At 45.2% G+C, this 15,841-nt stretch carries 12 protein-coding genes; 5 read left to right on the forward strand and 7 right to left on the reverse strand.

All coding sequences use genetic code 11. The features are described 5' to 3' along the window. The first annotated feature begins 588 nt into the window (after positions 1–588). Positions 589–1,605: an alcohol dehydrogenase AdhP gene (gene adhP, locus MHO32_RS23855; protein WP_009697531.1), complete on the forward strand. Its 1,017-nt coding sequence runs from the start codon at positions 589–591 to the stop codon at positions 1,603–1,605. A 275-nt stretch (positions 1,606–1,880) separates the two neighbouring features. On the opposite strand, the gene MHO32_RS23860 is transcribed toward adhP, so the two are convergent. The 4 genes from MHO32_RS23860 to zntR form a co-directional block, all read right to left on the reverse strand. Beyond that, positions 1,881–4,016: a lysine decarboxylase CadA gene (locus MHO32_RS23860; RefSeq protein WP_005451159.1), complete on the reverse strand. Its 2,136-nt coding sequence runs from the start codon at positions 4,014–4,016 to the stop codon at positions 1,881–1,883. 116 nt (positions 4,017–4,132) lie between these two features. Then, positions 4,133–5,476 (reverse strand): cadaverine/lysine antiporter, encoded by a 1,344-nt coding sequence (cadB, locus tag MHO32_RS23865; protein ID WP_005434864.1) that lies wholly within the window; start codon positions 5,474–5,476, stop codon positions 4,133–4,135. A gap of 796 nt (positions 5,477–6,272) precedes the next feature. Further along, a complete protein-coding gene (cadC, locus tag MHO32_RS23870) occupies positions 6,273–7,844 on the reverse strand; it encodes a lysine decarboxylation/transport transcriptional activator CadC (protein WP_009697530.1) in 1,572 nt (523 codons plus the stop codon). A gap of 156 nt (positions 7,845–8,000) precedes the next feature. Then, positions 8,001–8,399: a Zn(2+)-responsive transcriptional regulator gene (gene zntR / locus MHO32_RS23875; protein ID WP_005451151.1), complete on the reverse strand. Its 399-nt coding sequence runs from the start codon at positions 8,397–8,399 to the stop codon at positions 8,001–8,003. Positions 8,400–8,665: 266 nt separating this feature from the next. On the opposite strand from zntR, the gene purH reads away from it, so the two are divergent. Together purH and purD are read left to right on the forward strand one after the other, a co-directional pair. Further along, the gene (gene purH / locus MHO32_RS23880; protein ID WP_239214541.1) at positions 8,666–10,273 is read left to right on the forward strand and encodes a bifunctional phosphoribosylaminoimidazolecarboxamide formyltransferase/IMP cyclohydrolase; all 1,608 of its coding nucleotides are present in this window, start codon (positions 8,666–8,668) and stop codon (positions 10,271–10,273) included. Positions 10,274–10,406: 133 nt separating this feature from the next. After that, positions 10,407–11,696 (forward strand): phosphoribosylamine--glycine ligase, encoded by a 1,290-nt coding sequence (gene purD, locus MHO32_RS23885; RefSeq protein ID WP_239214544.1) that lies wholly within the window; start codon positions 10,407–10,409, stop codon positions 11,694–11,696. 90 nt (positions 11,697–11,786) lie between these two features. Here the strand turns inward: purD and MHO32_RS23890 are convergent, their stop codons facing one another. Beyond that, the gene (locus MHO32_RS23890) at positions 11,787–12,485 is read right to left on the reverse strand and encodes a DUF1481 domain-containing protein (protein ID WP_009697538.1); all 699 of its coding nucleotides are present in this window, start codon (positions 12,483–12,485) and stop codon (positions 11,787–11,789) included. Between the two features lie 39 nt (positions 12,486–12,524). Beyond that, positions 12,525–12,797, reverse strand: a complete 273-nt coding sequence (gene hupA, locus MHO32_RS23895; protein WP_005433627.1) for a nucleoid-associated protein HU-alpha — start codon at positions 12,795–12,797, stop codon at positions 12,525–12,527. 253 nt (positions 12,798–13,050) lie between these two features. Here hupA and MHO32_RS23900 point away from each other — a divergent pair, with 253 nt between their 5' ends. Continuing rightward, entirely contained in the window at positions 13,051–14,184 is a 1,134-nt protein-coding gene (locus MHO32_RS23900; RefSeq protein ID WP_239214547.1) for a CNNM domain-containing protein, read from the forward strand. Between the two features lie 79 nt (positions 14,185–14,263). On the opposite strand, the gene MHO32_RS23905 is transcribed toward MHO32_RS23900, so the two are convergent. Beyond that, positions 14,264–14,851: a YjaG family protein gene (locus tag MHO32_RS23905; protein ID WP_005451139.1), complete on the reverse strand. Its 588-nt coding sequence runs from the start codon at positions 14,849–14,851 to the stop codon at positions 14,264–14,266. 66 nt (positions 14,852–14,917) lie between these two features. On the opposite strand from MHO32_RS23905, the gene MHO32_RS23910 reads away from it, so the two are divergent. Next, positions 14,918–15,841 carry a D-2-hydroxyacid dehydrogenase gene (locus MHO32_RS23910; RefSeq protein WP_114092045.1) on the forward strand — a complete coding sequence of 308 codons (924 nt, stop codon included), beginning with the start codon at positions 14,918–14,920 and terminating at the stop codon, positions 15,839–15,841.

Consider the following 15,841-nt stretch of genomic DNA (forward strand, 5'->3'; position numbering starts at 1 on the left):
TTCGTTTCATTGAAACCTAATTTGATACCGAAGTATCTAATTTGGATTATCATCAACGAGTGCCCACACAGATTGATAGGTTCTTATTTTTAAAGAGCTTTTCTAACATTTTCAGCAACTTAGTTGCTCGTCGTTAGGGGTGCGTATCTTACTTCACACCGTGAGAGAGTCAAGCATTTTTTTAAATTCTTTTTTCTCTCTTCCGACTCGCTGTGTGACTTTCGTCTCACTCCGTGTCGGTGGATGCGCAGTATAGGGAGTTGAGAAATTAGCACAAGCGTTTTTTGCAAAAAAACTTTCAACCGAACAAATAACAAACACTTTGTTCAGATATACGGCAAAACAGAGGATCTTTGACGTAATTATTCGATCCTAGAGAGGAGTAAAGTCAGACTTCATTGCAGTCTTCTCGTAGTTTTTCGTCACGTTCTCCTCTTCTTTTCACAGAAATTAAAGGTAAGCCATCTTACCAATAACCAGTTTCGACTATGGTCTACTTAAACAAAAATCGATTTTTGATTCAGATCACTGCACTTCCTTACATATCGATCAAGAATGATTCTCGTTATCATTATTGGAGAGTTATTCATGAAAGCCGCAGTTGTTAGTGAATTTAAAGGTCCGCTTGTTATCAAGGATATTCCTTTACCCAACGTTAAACCTCGTGATGTACTCGTAAAGGTTCATGCATGTGGTGTTTGTCATACTGATCTGCACGCTTGTCATGGCGATTGGCCGGTAAAACCCAAAATGCCTCTGGTACCAGGACATGAAGGTGTGGGTGAAATCGTCGAAGTTGGCAGCGAGATACATCATCTCAAAGCAGGTGATCGTGTTGGTGTTCCTTGGTTGTATAGTGCATGTGGTCATTGCGACTATTGTTTAGAAGGGCAAGAGACGCTGTGTTTAGATCAACATAACGCTGGTTATTCCGTTGATGGCGGTTATGCAGAGTTCTGTCTTGCTCATGGTGAGTACGTCGTGAAGATTCCAGATGGCTTAAGCTATGTGGATGCAGCTCCCCTCTTCTGTGCAGGTGTTACCACTTATAAAGCGCTCAAAGTAACAGATGTAAAACCAGGTCAATGGGTGGCAATTGTCGGTGCAGGTGGTTTAGGTCATTTAGCCATTCAATATGCTGTAGCTATGGGCATGAATGTCATTGCTGTAGATACTGGTGATGAGAAGCTCGCACTCGCTAAAAGTCTAGGTGCGCAACACACCATCGACTTTATGAAAGAGAAACCATCAGAGCGTATTAAGACCATCACTAATGGCGGCGTGCATGGCGTTGTATGTACTGCAGTATCGAAGCCTGCATTCCAAGAGGCTTATCACTCCATACGCCGTGGTGGCGCATGCGTTCTTGTTGGTCTTCCTCCTGAAGAGATGCCAATCCCTATCTTTGATACGGTGCTAAATGGTGTCAAAGTGATTGGCTCTATTGTTGGCACACGCAAAGACTTGCAAGAGTGCTTACAATTCGCAGCAGAAGGAAAAGTAAAAGCCATTACCGAAGTTAAACATCTTGAAGATATCAATGACATCTTTGCTGATATGGAGAAAGGCGAAATTAATGGGCGTATCGTGATGGAGTTTGCCTAGCTTTGGCTGTTGATATCTTTTCTATATAAATAGCAAAAAAAGAGCGGCACTTTCATGCTGCTCTTTTGGTCTTTGCTTTTTACTTGGGGTGCTTCAGGTGAAGTCTTGGAAAAGTTATTCTTCTATATAGAAGAAAAGATCAGAGCATCCTTGCCCTTCTCTTTACGACAGAATAGTTAGGGGTATATCTAAATGCCGTTATTGTTCGATGACGCATTGAGCTCGTAAGAGTGGAGCATGCTTGCATTCCCAATAGCGTCATCTTCGAGAGGAACTTAGTTCTTCAATACTTTTACGGTGTAGCTACCATCTTTTTGTTGGTATAGACCGTGGATGTCGGTTTCGAAACCTGGGTAATGCGCACCGATCTCACAAAGCATCTCTAGGAAGTCCAGCACAGGGCGAGACTCTTGAGTCACCATTTCACCAGGAAGTACTAGTGGCACACCTGGAGGGTAAGGAAGGATCATGTTCGCACTTACGCGACCAACCATTTCTTCCAGTTTGATTTCTTCTACGTTACCGCGAAGCTCTTCTTGCCATGCTGCGTGTGGTGTTACTTTCATTTCTGGAAGAACATCGAACGCTTTGTACATTAGCTCTGGTAGGTTGTATTTCTTAGTTAGGTCATGAATTGCTTGTGCTAGTTCTTGAACGCGCATGCCTTCATAAAAGCTTGGATCTTCGTTGTATAGCGAAGGTAGGAAGCTCTTGATGGTTAGGTTCAAGTCGTAGCCACGTTTAAATTCAGTTAGACCGCGTAGCAATTGCATTGCTTTTGATTTGTCGATACCGATTGAGAATAGGAACAACAAGTTGTATGGACCTGTTTTCTCTACCACGATGCCACGCTCGTCTAGGAATTTAGCCACCAGCGAAGCAGGAATACCTGATTCTTCTAGTTCGCCTTCTTTATTCATCCCTGGAGTCAGTAGCGTTACTTTGATTGGGTCAAGATACATGTGGTTATCATCCATGTTCTTGAAGCCGTGCCATGTGTCGCTAGGGTCTAGTTTCCAACATTCTGTGGTATCGATGTTTTCTGGTTGCCATACATCGAAGAACCAGCTGTCGCTTTCTGCTTCTAGACGTTTGATCTCTTTACGGAAGCGGATTGCGCGATCGATAGAGTCTTGCATCAACTTCTTACCAGTGTTGCCGCGCATCATTGCCGCTGCAGTTTCAGTAGAAGCAACAATGCCGTACTGAGGTGAAGTTGAAGTGTGCATCATGAAGGCTTCGTTGAAAGATTCTTTATCAAAGTCACCTTTCACGTGAATCATTGAAGCTTGTGAGAATGCCGCCAACAATTTGTGTGTTGATTGTGTCTCGTAGAACACTTTGCCTGGCATCGCTTCACCACTCATACCACATTTACCTTCGTAAATTGGGTTGAAGTTAGTGTAAGGCACCCAAGCACTGTCGAAGTGGATGTGTTTACAATCTAGCGACTCTTTGATGAATTGCGTGTTGTACAGCAGACCATCGTAAGTTGAGTTAGTCACTACTGCGTAAGTTGGTGCTGTTGCACCTGGTGTTTTCGCCACTTTCTCTGCAATGACATCGCGGCTGAATTCGCTTTGTGGAATACCACCAAGGATGCCGTATGCGTTACGAGTTGGGCGGAAGTAGATTGGTGTCACGTCGCTCATCATCATTAGGTGAGTCAGAGATTTGTGACAGTTACGGTCAATCAGTACTGTGCTGCCAGCAGGTGCTGAGTACATACCAACGATTTTGTTCGATGTAGACGTACCGTTCGTTACGATGTACGAGCTGTCTGCATTGAATGTACGTGCAATGTATTCTTCTGCATCTTTATGTGGACCTGAGTGGTCTAGTAGAGAACCTAGTTCAGGCATTGAAATTGATACGTCCGCTTTGAATGTGTTTGGACCGTAAAAATCGTAGAAGATGCTACCAGCAGGGCTTTTCTGGAATGCAGTACCGCCCATGTGACCTGGAGTACAGAAGGTGTATTTACCTTCTTCTACGTATTTGAATAGCGCTTTAGTGAATGGAGGCATGATGGCATCTTTGTATGCCTCAGTCGCTTGGTTGATTTTGATAGCGATGTCGTCAGCCATACCTAAAGCGTACTCGAAGAAGCTCACGTTTAGACGTAGGTCTGTTAGTGAAATGTCTAGAGTAGACTGTTCGTTAGCAAATGCGTGAACAGGCAGTTTTTCGTTGATTTGGCTGATACGTTCACATAGCTCAAGTGAGTATTTATCCCAGTCGAACAGCACACCGCAAATGCGTGGGTTCATCTCAATCATTTTGATCAAGTCTTTATCATCTACTGGGTAAACCACTTCGTAGCCCGCTTTCTCAAGAGCAGCGTGAAGTTGACGAACTGGCTCTTCTTTAAAGAACACACCCATGTGGTTCAAGATAGCGAATATATTCATTTGGACATCTCCAAGGCGAATGAGGGCGCTCTTTGCCATTTACAGGCAATGAGTAAGGTGAGCGCCGCGTGAATTTGGGTTTATGGGCTGGCACCGTAGTGCCAGCGTTTTGGGGATTAGTTGCTTGCTTGGGCAGGCATGTCGTCAGCGTGCATTTTCACGTACTGAGCAAGACCTGCTTTTTTGCTGTAGAACATCAAGATAACTAGAGAAACGATGAAGGTTGCTGTTAGCGTACCGCCCTCTGCACCTGCTAGTGCGATGAAGCAGAACAGACAAGCCACACCAGAGAACAGCATTACGAAGCCGTTGCGTGTTGTCATACCTTCGAAGCGAATCAAGTTAATGCTTGAGTAGAAGTAAGGCAGCATAGTTAATAGAACTGCGTCAGTCGTTAGTTGGTTGAACAGGTCTGATGCGTGCGCTGTTTTAGAGCTGAAGAACATCAGTACAACCATCAGTGCAGTCATCTTGATTGACGCAAGGATTAGACCTTTCTTAGGCACACCGTTTTTGTCAGTTTCGCCGTAGATTTTAGGGAAGTTGCCGTCGTTTGCTGCGCGTTTACCTGCTTCACCTACTAGCATCATCCAAGAACCTAGCGAAGTGAAACATGCTAGCGCTGTAAATGCTGATACGAATGGTGCTGTCCAGCTACCGAATAGCTCAGTGGTTGCTAGTGCAAATGGCGCACCTGATGCCGCAACTTCTGACGCTGGGAACATGCCGCTGATCATTTGAGTTGATAGGATGTAAATCACACCTGCGATACCAGTACCCAACATAGTTGCTAGTGGTACGGTACGTTTAGGGTTTTCTACCATACCAGTCGATACCGCTGCTGATTCCACACCTACGAATGACCATAGACAGATAAGAACCGCAGTTACTACCGCGTGGCTGTCAGTGCCTGCTGATACGTTCCAGTTTTGGCTGTAAAGCGCAGTATCGAAGTGCGTCCAACCAAATGCGGCTGTACCAACAACTGGGATAAGGATAAGAACTAGACCAAGCGTACATAGACGGCTTACCCAGCTACCACCAAGTAGGTTGACGAAAGTGAAGATCCATACCGATGCAATCGTCGCAATACCTGCTGGGATTGGGTTATTAAGCACAGGGAAGAATACTGAAAGGTAAGAAACACCTGTAATGGCAATAGCCAGGTTACCAATCCAGTTCGCGTGGTAATAAAGAACGCCCGTTTGGAAACCAAATACCGGAGACACTTCGCCAGCATAAGCGATAGGACCACCTTCTTGTGGGTTTTTGGTTGCCAGACGAGCGTAAACGAACGCCAGACTCAGTGCACCGACCAAACAGATCAGCCAACTGAAGATTGAAACAGAGCCTACAGAGGCAAGACTAGAAGGTAATAGTGCAATACCACTACCCATCATGTTACCGGCTACGACACCCGTACAGGCAATAAGGCCGATTTTTTTCGCATTCGATGACATAACATCTCCAAATCTATTCTACTCGAGTCAACATGACTCAAACTGAATGGTTATTAGCGAGATGCTATGAGGAGGAATCTGCTCGACCTCGCTAAATTTCGAAGTGAAGACTACGCCCAAAAACTGGGAAAAAAATAAACTTGGCGTTATCAATAAAACAATTAGCCCATCGGTATAAAGTTGAGATAAACCTTATAAACACAAAAATATAAAACCAATAAATACAGAAAGTTAGCCCAATAACATCAAACGCTCTTACCGGAAACCTAAAAACATCAACCTCAACAAATTTTCCATCAAGCTTATCAACCTCTATCAACATCAAGAGAAACCATGGCTAATTACCCAAACTGTTGACGCCGCTTTTTCCTACCTTTATTGCTCCGTTGACTTACATCAAACTTCCCTCTTCTTTTCCCCTCGTTCTGCATAGATACCAACGTAAGTACACATAAACAACAGTGTGGTTGTGACAGGCAATAAGTACACAAACCAAAGGTAGAGCAATGGGAAAAAAAGGTAGATCTAGCAAAAACTCGATAAGAGCCGCTCATTAATAAACACAAGCAAAATACAAAGATGGTGAGATAGAAGATAGAAGATAGAAGATAGAAGATAGAAGATAGAAGATAGAAGATAGAAGATAGAAGATAGAAGATAGAATGAAAAGCCTCCCCCCCCTGTAAAGCAAGCTCTATTCAAAAAGCAAGAAGATAGCGATTTAATAACGTAGAGACAAAAAAGCCCCTCACCGAAGTGAAGGGCTAAGTGTCTCTGATTGATAAAAGAGGGCTTACTACAACATACGAACCACAGAAGGGTGCACTGCTCGATACATGGCGTAATCAATCGCCTTCATATTGCTTGGAAAGACCAAGTTTTCGCACAGCAAATAGGTCTCTACAGATGTATCTATATAGAAGGCTTCACTGTAAGACTCACTTGCCCAATCCAAATCACCATCCAATTCCGCGTGCTTGCCTCTAATGACATAAGACAGAACTGAGTCTCGAACCTCGAGAGCTTGATTCAAATGCTGCTTAGCCAAATCGATGTCACCTGCAATGGTCTCATGCAGCGCTAACGCTTCATAAATACGTGGCTGAATTGGTCCCACCATCATCTTTGAATTGGTTTCCAATTTCTCACTCAACTGCTGAACTCTGCCTTTTCTCAGCTCCAATGCAGGATCAAGCGCCTTCTGCACATGATAGGCAATCAACAGCTCAGCTTGTACATAAGCGTTATCCGGTTCAATCTCGAGAATTCTCTCCATCAAGTCGATACCGTGCTGGAATTGATTCGCATCCGACACATTCAAGTAGTGGTTTGCCTCAACAAACAGCTCCAATGCGTCTGGGTTCATTGGCATACCCGCCACCAGCACCTTGGATTTTAATTTTGCATCTGGCACTTTTAATGCGCGCATCAAATCTAGAGAGGCTTGCTGCATAACCGACTTCAAATGGCTATTGGTTAACGCGTATTGGCGGCTGAACAAAACCTTTTCTGAGGAGTTATTGCGATATTCCACCTCAAGGAAGCTGCCACCGTCGTTTTCTTTAACACGTACCACCACAGACTTACCCGGTACAATACCAGTAGTAAAGGTCGCCTTTTTCAACATGACTCGATAATCACTGACTTGAGCCACATCTGCCATCAACTTCTGTGCAAACCCGTCGGCTAAGTCATAGCTACGACCTTCTTTGCTGAAGTTATCCTGAAACTTGAATTCGATAAGGTGAGTATCAATGGCTTGTGTAATGCGCACTTCAGATTGCTTATAGGTAAACACCCCCATCACCACGACCAAAATACTGATCCAAATGAAGTTCATGAAACCTAATCGCCAAGGGCTGATTTTATTCGGCTTGCGCGGTGCTTTTTTCTCTTTTGACATCTCGCATACAGCGCGAGTTAACGGACCTGCCGGAAATGCAATCGTAGAAGTTGAGATTTCTGATTGTTCTTCTTCGATTTCTTCTACGATCGGAGCAAGAATCTCTGTATCACAATGGCGGCGAGCGAGGAATTCCTCGTGCGTCATCGGCGTCACATTTGCTACCAACTTGTAACCACGTTTAGGCACAGTGATCACGTAGCTGGTGTTTTCTTCTCGACCGTCGCGCAGCAGTTTACGCAGTTCAAAAATGGATTGCGTCACAACTTGGTCAGTCACAATCGCACCCGCCCAAACGTATTGGATCAGCTCTTCGCGGTTGAATACTTCACTAGCGTGCTCTGCAAGAAAATGCAGCAAATTAATTAAGCGTGGCTCAACGGTAACTTCCCTGTCTTGTCGATACAGCTTATTTTCATCAACGCTCAAAACCCAGTCATTGATTTGAAAATAGACTCCAACCATGTATGAAAACTCTCGTATCTAATAGACAGCGTCGCTTTAGGAATAGATAGGACTACACATTCTTACAGTCGACTAAAGCCGAGATTATAGGTGGGAAAACGGCTTGAACCTAGAAAAGCAAGCCGCCAAAAATGCAAACTTAAATTAAGTAGCACGCTACTCAAGGGCTGCGAGGATAGAACAGTGGCTGGCATCGTCATTGTTATGCCCACAGCAAGCGTCATTGATCTTCTTTAATGCGGTGCGAATCTTTGTCAGTTCCGCTATTTTTTCATCAATTAAAGTTAACTTTGCAGAAGTGATAGCTTTTACTTCTGCACAGCTGTGTTCTGTCGCTTCTAATTTGATTTCTAGAAGCTCTTTTATTTCCTCTAAACTTAAGCCAAGCTCTTTCGCTTTGAGAATGAAGCGTACCTGTTTTTGGTTTTCTTCGTTGTATAAGCGATAGCCCGATTCACTTCGCCCTGCGGGCTGGATCAGTGTATTTTTTTCGTAGAAACGTAATGTATCGGCAGTCACACCACAGCGTTTCGCCAGTTCACCTATCTGAAACATAACTTTCCTTATTAACTATCTCGTTACTTTTAAAGCCAAAGATCGAGTTTTTTGCAATTATTTTTGAGATGCCAAACGATTGCGCGAGCTTTTTTGTAATAAATTGGTTAGAATACGCGCCATCAAATAGTGGAGACTGTTTTCTAAGCATGAAAACACCTGCAAAGGTCTTTACCAAAACTGGCCAATATTTTACCCCATGAGGTAAAAACAAGTTCATTTTTGGCAAACATCTTTAACTCCGTGAATTTGAGGAAAATGGAAGCATGAACAACGCTCGTCCTATTCGCCGTGCGCTTATCAGCGTATCAGACAAAACAGGTATTGTTGAGTTTGCACAAGCTCTTGCTGAGCGCGGTGTCGATATCCTATCTACTGGTGGTACGGCTCGTCTACTTGCTGAGCAAGGCATCGCAGTAACCGAAGTCTCTGACTACACTGGTTTCCCAGAAATGATGGACGGTCGCGTTAAGACGCTTCACCCGAAAGTTCACGGTGGTGTACTGGGTCGCCGTGGTCAAGATGATGACGTGATGGAAAAACACGGCATCAACCCTATCGATATGGTTGTTGTTAACCTATACCCATTCGCAGAAACCGTAGCAAAAGAGGGTTGTACTCTAGCTGACGCAGTTGAAAACATCGATATCGGCGGCCCAACTATGGTTCGCTCTGCTGCGAAAAACCACAAAGACGTGACTATCGTCGTTAACGCAGGTGATTACCAGCGCGTAATCGCAGAGATGGATGCAAACGACAAATCCCTTACTCTAGATACCCGTTTCGACCTTGCTATCGCAGCATTTGAGCACACTGCGGCTTACGATGGCATGATCGCAAACTACTTCGGCACTATGGTTCCATCTTACGGTGAGAACAAAGAAGGTGATGAACCTTCTCCTGAAAACAAGAGCAAATTCCCTCGAACATTCAACCAACAGTTCGAGAAAAAACAAGATATGCGCTACGGTGAGAATAGCCACCAAGCAGCTGCTTTTTACGTAGAAGCAAACCCACAAGAGGCGTCTGTTTCTACTGCTCGCCAAATCCAAGGTAAAGCCCTTTCTTACAACAACATCGCAGACACAGATGCAGCACTTGAGTGTGTGAAAGAGTTCAACGAACCAGCATGTGTGATCGTAAAACACGCGAACCCATGTGGTGTGGCTCTAGGTAAAGACATCCTAGAAGCGTACAACCGCGCTTACCAAACTGACCCAACATCTGCATTCGGCGGCATCATTGCATTCAACCAAGAGCTAGATGCTGAAACAGCAACCGCTATTGTTGAACGTCAATTCGTTGAAGTCATCATCGCACCTTCTGTTTCTGCTGAAGCGATTGAAGTGGTTGCAGCGAAGAAAAACGTGCGTCTACTTGAGTGTGGCGAATGGTCAACGAAGACAACGGGCTTTGACGTGAAACGCGTGAATGGCGGTCTACTGGTTCAAGACCGTGACCAAGGCATGGTAAGCCTAGACGACCTAAAAGTGGTTTCTAAGCGCCAGCCAACAGAAGAAGAGCTGAAAGATGCACTGTTCTGCTGGAAAGTAGCGAAATACGTGAAATCTAACGCGATTGTTTACGCGAAAGGTGACATGACCATCGGCGTAGGCGCAGGTCAAATGAGCCGCGTTTACTCAGCGAAAATTGCGGGAATCAAAGCAGCAGACGAAAGTCTAGAAGTCGCAGGTAGCGTAATGGCATCTGATGCGTTCTTCCCATTCCGTGATGGTATCGATGCAGCAGCAGAAGCTGGCATCAAGTGTGTGATTCAACCTGGCGGCTCGATGCGTGATGACGAAGTTATCGCAGCAGCAGACGAACACGGCATGGCAATGATCTTTACAGGTATGCGTCACTTCCGCCACTAGAAAGAAAAGATGCGAGAGCGCTTCGCTACTGGATACAAGAGCGTTGCGCTCCGAGATGAGCAACACTTTCCTTTCGTGTTGCTCAAACATTTTCTAGTTCTACTACTATCAATTTTGATTGAAGGTTTAAAACATGAATGTACTTATCATTGGTTCAGGCGGTCGTGAACACGCACTAGGTTGGAAAGCGGCGCAAAACCCAAATGTTGAGACTATCTTCGTTGCTCCGGGTAACGCAGGCACAGCACTAGAGCCTAAACTAGAGAACGTAAATATCGCAGTAGAAGACATCGCAGGTCTGGTTGCATTCGCAAAAGAGAAAGCCATTGAGCTGACCATCGTTGGTCCTGAAGCACCATTGGTTATCGGTGTTGTGGATGCTTTCCGAGAAGCAGGTCTGCCAATCTTTGGTCCAACACAAGCAGCAGCGCAGCTTGAAGGCTCTAAAGCGTTTACTAAAGACTTTCTTGCTCGTCACCAAATCCCGACGGGAGCATACGCAAACTTCACTGAAATCGAGCCTGCACTCGCTTACGTACGTGAACAAGGTGCACCAATTGTAGTCAAAGCTGATGGTCTTGCCGCTGGCAAAGGCGTGATTGTGGCAATGACACTAGAAGAAGCTGAAGACGCCATCAAGGATATGCTAGCGGGTAATGCATTTGGTGATGCTGGCAGTCGTGTGGTTATCGAAGAATTTCTAGATGGGGAAGAAGCAAGCTTCATCGTGATGGTGGATGGTGAGAACGTTTTGCCAATGGTCACCAGCCAAGACCACAAACGCGTAGGCGACAAAGATACCGGTCCAAACACAGGCGGCATGGGCGCTTATTCTCCTGCTCCAGTGGTAACACCTGAAATTCATAACCGCATCATGGAAGAAGTGATTTACCCAACAGTGCGTGGGATGGCTTCAGAAGGCAACCCTTACACAGGTTTCCTATACGCGGGTTTAATGATCGATAAAGACGGTACGCCGAAAGTGATCGAGTACAACTGCCGCTTTGGTGATCCAGAAACGCAACCGATCATGATGCGCATGGAATCGGATCTTGTTGATCTATGTCTGGCTGCTATTGATGCCAAACTGGATCAAGTGGAATCAAAATGGGATCCACGAGCATCGATTGGTATTGTGTTAGCCGCCGGAGGCTATCCTGCTGCGTACAACAAGGGCGACGTTATCTCAGGTCTTCCACAAGTTGAAATTGAAGGTGAGAAGGTCTTCCACGCAGGTACACACAACAAAGACGGCGACATTGTGACAAACGGCGGCCGTGTACTTTGTGCAACAGCACTTGGTAACAGCGTATCAGAAGCACAGCAACGCGCTTATGAACTTGCAAAACAGATCAGTTGGGATGGCATGTTCCATCGCAACGATATCGGCTACCGTGCAATCGCACGTGAGCAAGAAAAATAAAAACAACTTCAGTTGGCTAAAAAGACAAAAGGCGCATTAAGCGCCTTTTTTATTCATGTGACTCCACTAGCATGAAGCTAAGCTCAGAACTTATTCAGAGATCAGCTTTGGTCGTGGGATACAATCAAAGTTGTCATCATTGAGCATCAACAATTCGTCAACAGTTGCTGTATTACGTGACTCTTTGCCGATAAATGCAATGTAGCTATCTACCGATGCCAATCTATCAATCACAAACTTAGGTAAAGTCTGGTTAAATTCCAGCGTCGCGAACTCACGTCCTTTGCAGGTTTCGAACGTCTCGCCATCCCAAAAACCTTGAATCAAACTCTGACCTTCGCGAGATTGACTCTTGATCGAAGCAACCACATCATTCGCTTCTGTCTTGTAACGCTCTAGCTGATCACGTCGTAAAGGCAGCACTTTCCCATTCACACGGTATTGCTGATAGATCGCATCGCCATCTTTATTGAATCGAATGTGGATTTGAAAAGGCACCAATCCTTGTTTTGTATCGAGTTGCTCACCTTTTCGAATCAACTCTCTTAGCTCACCATCGTCCCAGCGATAATCACTCTGATACGAGCCGGAATCACCCATAGCTACGTAGTCTGCAGCCGTACTAACGCGTGTCAGACGTTCTGTCATCCAATACAAACTGGTGGCATCACCCATGATTTTCCCGCCAGAGAAATGGGTAAATTGGTCAAGGTTTGGGGTTTCAACAGAAGAACAGCCAACAAGAGCGAGGCTTGATAAAAGGAGTGAAGTGAGTAGATGTTTTTTCATGAAATTGCACCGAGGCAGGATACCTCGGTGCATTTTAACTTAGTTTACTGATTCTTTCAGCGCTTTACCTGCTACGAATGCTGGTACGTTAGCTGCTGCGATTTGAATCTCGTCACCAGTCTTAGGGTTACGACCAGTACGTGCAGCGCGGTGGTTTACTTTGAATGTACCAAAACCAATTAGTTGAACTTGGTCACCCTCTTTAAGAGCGCCAGTAACACCCTCAAGAGTTGCTTCAAGAGCAGCTTTAGCTTGTGCTTTAGATAGGTCTGCTTTCTCTGCAATAAAGTCGATTAATTGGGTCTTGTTCATTAGGTTTCCCTTCTCATATGTTATCGAATTCATCTCACTCTAAAACATAAATGCCCCATCTGGCAAAGGTTTGTAAGCGATCTTTCGATTTTCTGACGTAGTTTTAGCCATAATATGAGTAATAACTCACAATTTGTTACTACTTGTACGGGCAAAGCGCTTGCTTTCTAATGCAATTAGAACGATTTATAGGGCGCTTTTGCGGTTATAATCGCTTAAAATCCCGACTATCACATTACATTCAAGGGCAACTATGCTGCTGTTATCCATTTATATCTCTATTGCTATCGGCATTTCGTTTATCTGTTCGGTACTGGAGGCGGTACTTCTTAGTATCAGTCCGAGCTACATTGCGCAGCTCAAACAACAGGGGCATCCTGCTTCTGCTCAGTTAGAAAAACTGAAAGCAGACATCGACCGACCACTGGCTTCGATCCTGACCCTGAACACCATTGCTCACACTATCGGTGCAGCAACGGCAGGTGCACAAGCGGCGGTAGTGTTCGGTAGCGAAGCACTAGGTATCTTCTCTGCGGTACTGACACTGGCGATTCTTGTTCTATCAGAAATTGTACCTAAGACGATTGGTGCAACTTACTGGCGCCAACTTGCACCATCTGCGGCGGTATCGCTGCGCTGGATGGTATGGGCACTAACGCCATTCGTATGGTTCTCTGAGCAAATCACTAAGCGCCTAGCTCGTAACCACGAAGCACCGAAGATGCGCGATGAGTTATCTGCTATGGCCATTCTGGCAAAAGAGAGCGGAGAGTTCGCAGAAGGCGAATCAAAGATCCTGAGCAACCTACTGGGCATTCAAGACGTGCCAGTAACACAAGTCATGACACCGCGTCCGGTCGTATTCCGCGTAGACGCAACCATGACCATCAACGACTTCCTAGAGAAGCATAAAGAGACGCCTTTCTCTCGCCCACTGGTTTACAGCGAACAGAAAGATAACATCATTGGTTTTGTGCACCGTCTAGAGCTGTTCAAGCTGCAACAATCGGGCAGTGGTCAAAAACAACTCGGTTCGGTCATGCGTCCAATCCAAGTGGTACTGAACAACACAGCTCTACCAAAAGTGTTTGACCAAATGATGACTCACCGTCTGCAGCTAGCGCTTGTGGTTGACGAATACGGCACAGTACAAGGCTTGGTAACGCTAGAAGACATCTTTGAGCACCTATTGGGTGAAGAGATCATCGATGAAGCGGATAAGAGCACAGACATGCAAGAACTGGCTTACCAACGCTGGGAAAACTGGAAAGAAAAGCACGGCGTAATTGAAAGCCGCGATGACGATGAAGAAGAGGAAGGGCTGGAGAAACAGGACAAAGAGCCAGAAGCTCAAGAGCCAACGAAGCCAGAATCTAAAGAATCATAATCAGTACTGGGCATAACAGCCCATATGCAAAAATAAAAAGGCATCCAATTTGGATGCCTTTGTTCTGTCTATTCAATAATTAAAGTGTGATGCCGATATTGCTCACGGCGTCTTCACGTAGCTCTTCACGCAAGTCTTTAATCAAGCAGATGTCGCGTTCCACCGCTTCACGCAGTGGACGGAAGATCGCCCATTGAACATCCCACTCTTCACATACGGCTTCATTTTCTTTTTGATTGTCGTTGGTGATTGGCTCCGCACCTTGTGCTTGTTCTAGGTCAGCAACGGTTTTTACCGACTGTTGGCTCACTTTAAGCATTGAGTCGAAAAGGTAGTCGCGATCCAACAGGCCATGCAACAATGTCGACAGGCTCTGACACGCGTCCATCGCTGGGTAAACACCGTAAAAATCGAATTCATCCGCACTTGGGAACAACTCTTCTAACTTCTCTAATTGACGTTCGAAGTTAATTTTCGCGTTCTTAACCGTCAGAATTTCCCATACACTATCAAGAATCGCTCGGTAAGCACGTGGCTCAGCAAATTCTGTATTCTCACAAAACATCGCATAGTTTGGATACATGCGTTCACACAGACACGCCATGAAGGTAATTTGTTGCCAAGGTTCTAGTTTTTCCAAACGAACCTGAAGAGGATTCTTAAGCATAGTCACTCAATCATTGAAGAAAAAAACAGCGAAAGTGTACTTGATTCATCACAGGGAAAAAAGTTAATGCAGCATCCAAATCAGATTTTCCTGCTCTCAGAGCATCGCGACACCTACGAAACGTTACTGGCAGAGAAAAATCTGCCCGATCTTTGCCTCACCGACCAACCTGAAGAAGCTCAGATCGTACTGGCGGATCCACCATTACTATCACAAAGGTTAGACGAGTTTTCACAGCTTGAGTGGGTGCAATCCACATTTGCTGGTGTGAATACCTTAATGTCACCAAATCTACGCCAGGATTACACTTTAACCAACGTACGCGGCATTTTCGGACCATTAATTGCCGAGTACGTAATTGGCTACTGCATTGCTCACTTCCGCCACTTTATGCAATACCACCAGCAACAGCAGAACAAGCAGTGGCAACCGCATCTGTACACCTCGCTGCAAAGCAAAACTATGGTGATTGTTGGTACAGGCAGCATTGGTAACTACTTGGGGAATGCAGCGCAATTGATGGGAATAAAGACTATCGGAGTGAATCGTACCGGGATTCCAACCTCTGGCGGTGAATTTACTCAAACCTATCACATCAATGAACTAGCAAGCGCTTTTCACCAAGCGGATATTGTCGTGAATACGCTACCGAGCACACCGGATACGCAGCGCTTACTCAATAGTGAAGTGTTAAGCCACCTTAATCAGGCACTGTTATTTAATGTCGGAAGAGGTGATGTGATTGATGATGCAGGTCTATTGCTCGCGCTCAAGAATCGCTGGGTGGAACATGCTTTTCTCGATGTATTTGAACAAGAACCACTCTCGCCGCAACATCCGTTTTGGAAACTTCCGCAGGTAACCATCACACCCCACATCGCAGCATTGAGTTTCCCTGAGCAAGTGGTCGACATTTTTGCAGATAACTACTTGAGTTGGCGAGACGGTTTCTCTCTTAATAATCAGGTCGATTTCGATAAAGGGTATTAA

Source organism: Vibrio sp. MMH1-50 (genome assembly GCF_022347645.1).
Classification (GTDB): domain Bacteria; phylum Pseudomonadota; class Gammaproteobacteria; order Enterobacterales; family Vibrionaceae; genus Vibrio; species Vibrio harveyi.

What these genes read in the sequence shown, in the direction of transcription:
- MHO32_RS23905 (WP_005451139.1), bottom strand. Translation starts at nt 14,851, where the DNA reads ATGCTTAAGAATCCTCTTCAGGTTCGTTTGGAAAAACTAGAACCTTGG.
- purH (WP_239214541.1), top strand. Translation starts at nt 8,666, where the DNA reads ATGAACAACGCTCGTCCTATTCGCCGTGCGCTTATCAGCGTATCAGAC.
- MHO32_RS23900 (WP_239214547.1), top strand. Translation starts at nt 13,051, where the DNA reads ATGCTGCTGTTATCCATTTATATCTCTATTGCTATCGGCATTTCGTTT.
- hupA (WP_005433627.1), bottom strand. Translation starts at nt 12,797, where the DNA reads ATGAACAAGACCCAATTAATCGACTTTATTGCAGAGAAAGCAGACCTA.
- adhP (WP_009697531.1), top strand. Translation starts at nt 589, where the DNA reads ATGAAAGCCGCAGTTGTTAGTGAATTTAAAGGTCCGCTTGTTATCAAG.
- cadC (WP_009697530.1), bottom strand. Translation starts at nt 7,844, where the DNA reads ATGGTTGGAGTCTATTTTCAAATCAATGACTGGGTTTTGAGCGTTGAT.
- MHO32_RS23890 (WP_009697538.1), bottom strand. Translation starts at nt 12,485, where the DNA reads ATGAAAAAACATCTACTCACTTCACTCCTTTTATCAAGCCTCGCTCTT.
- MHO32_RS23860 (WP_005451159.1), bottom strand. Translation starts at nt 4,016, where the DNA reads ATGAATATATTCGCTATCTTGAACCACATGGGTGTGTTCTTTAAAGAA.
- MHO32_RS23910 (WP_114092045.1), top strand. Translation starts at nt 14,918, where the DNA reads ATGCAGCATCCAAATCAGATTTTCCTGCTCTCAGAGCATCGCGACACC.
- zntR (WP_005451151.1), bottom strand. Translation starts at nt 8,399, where the DNA reads ATGTTTCAGATAGGTGAACTGGCGAAACGCTGTGGTGTGACTGCCGAT.
- purD (WP_239214544.1), top strand. Translation starts at nt 10,407, where the DNA reads ATGAATGTACTTATCATTGGTTCAGGCGGTCGTGAACACGCACTAGGT.
- cadB (WP_005434864.1), bottom strand. Translation starts at nt 5,476, where the DNA reads ATGTCATCGAATGCGAAAAAAATCGGCCTTATTGCCTGTACGGGTGTC.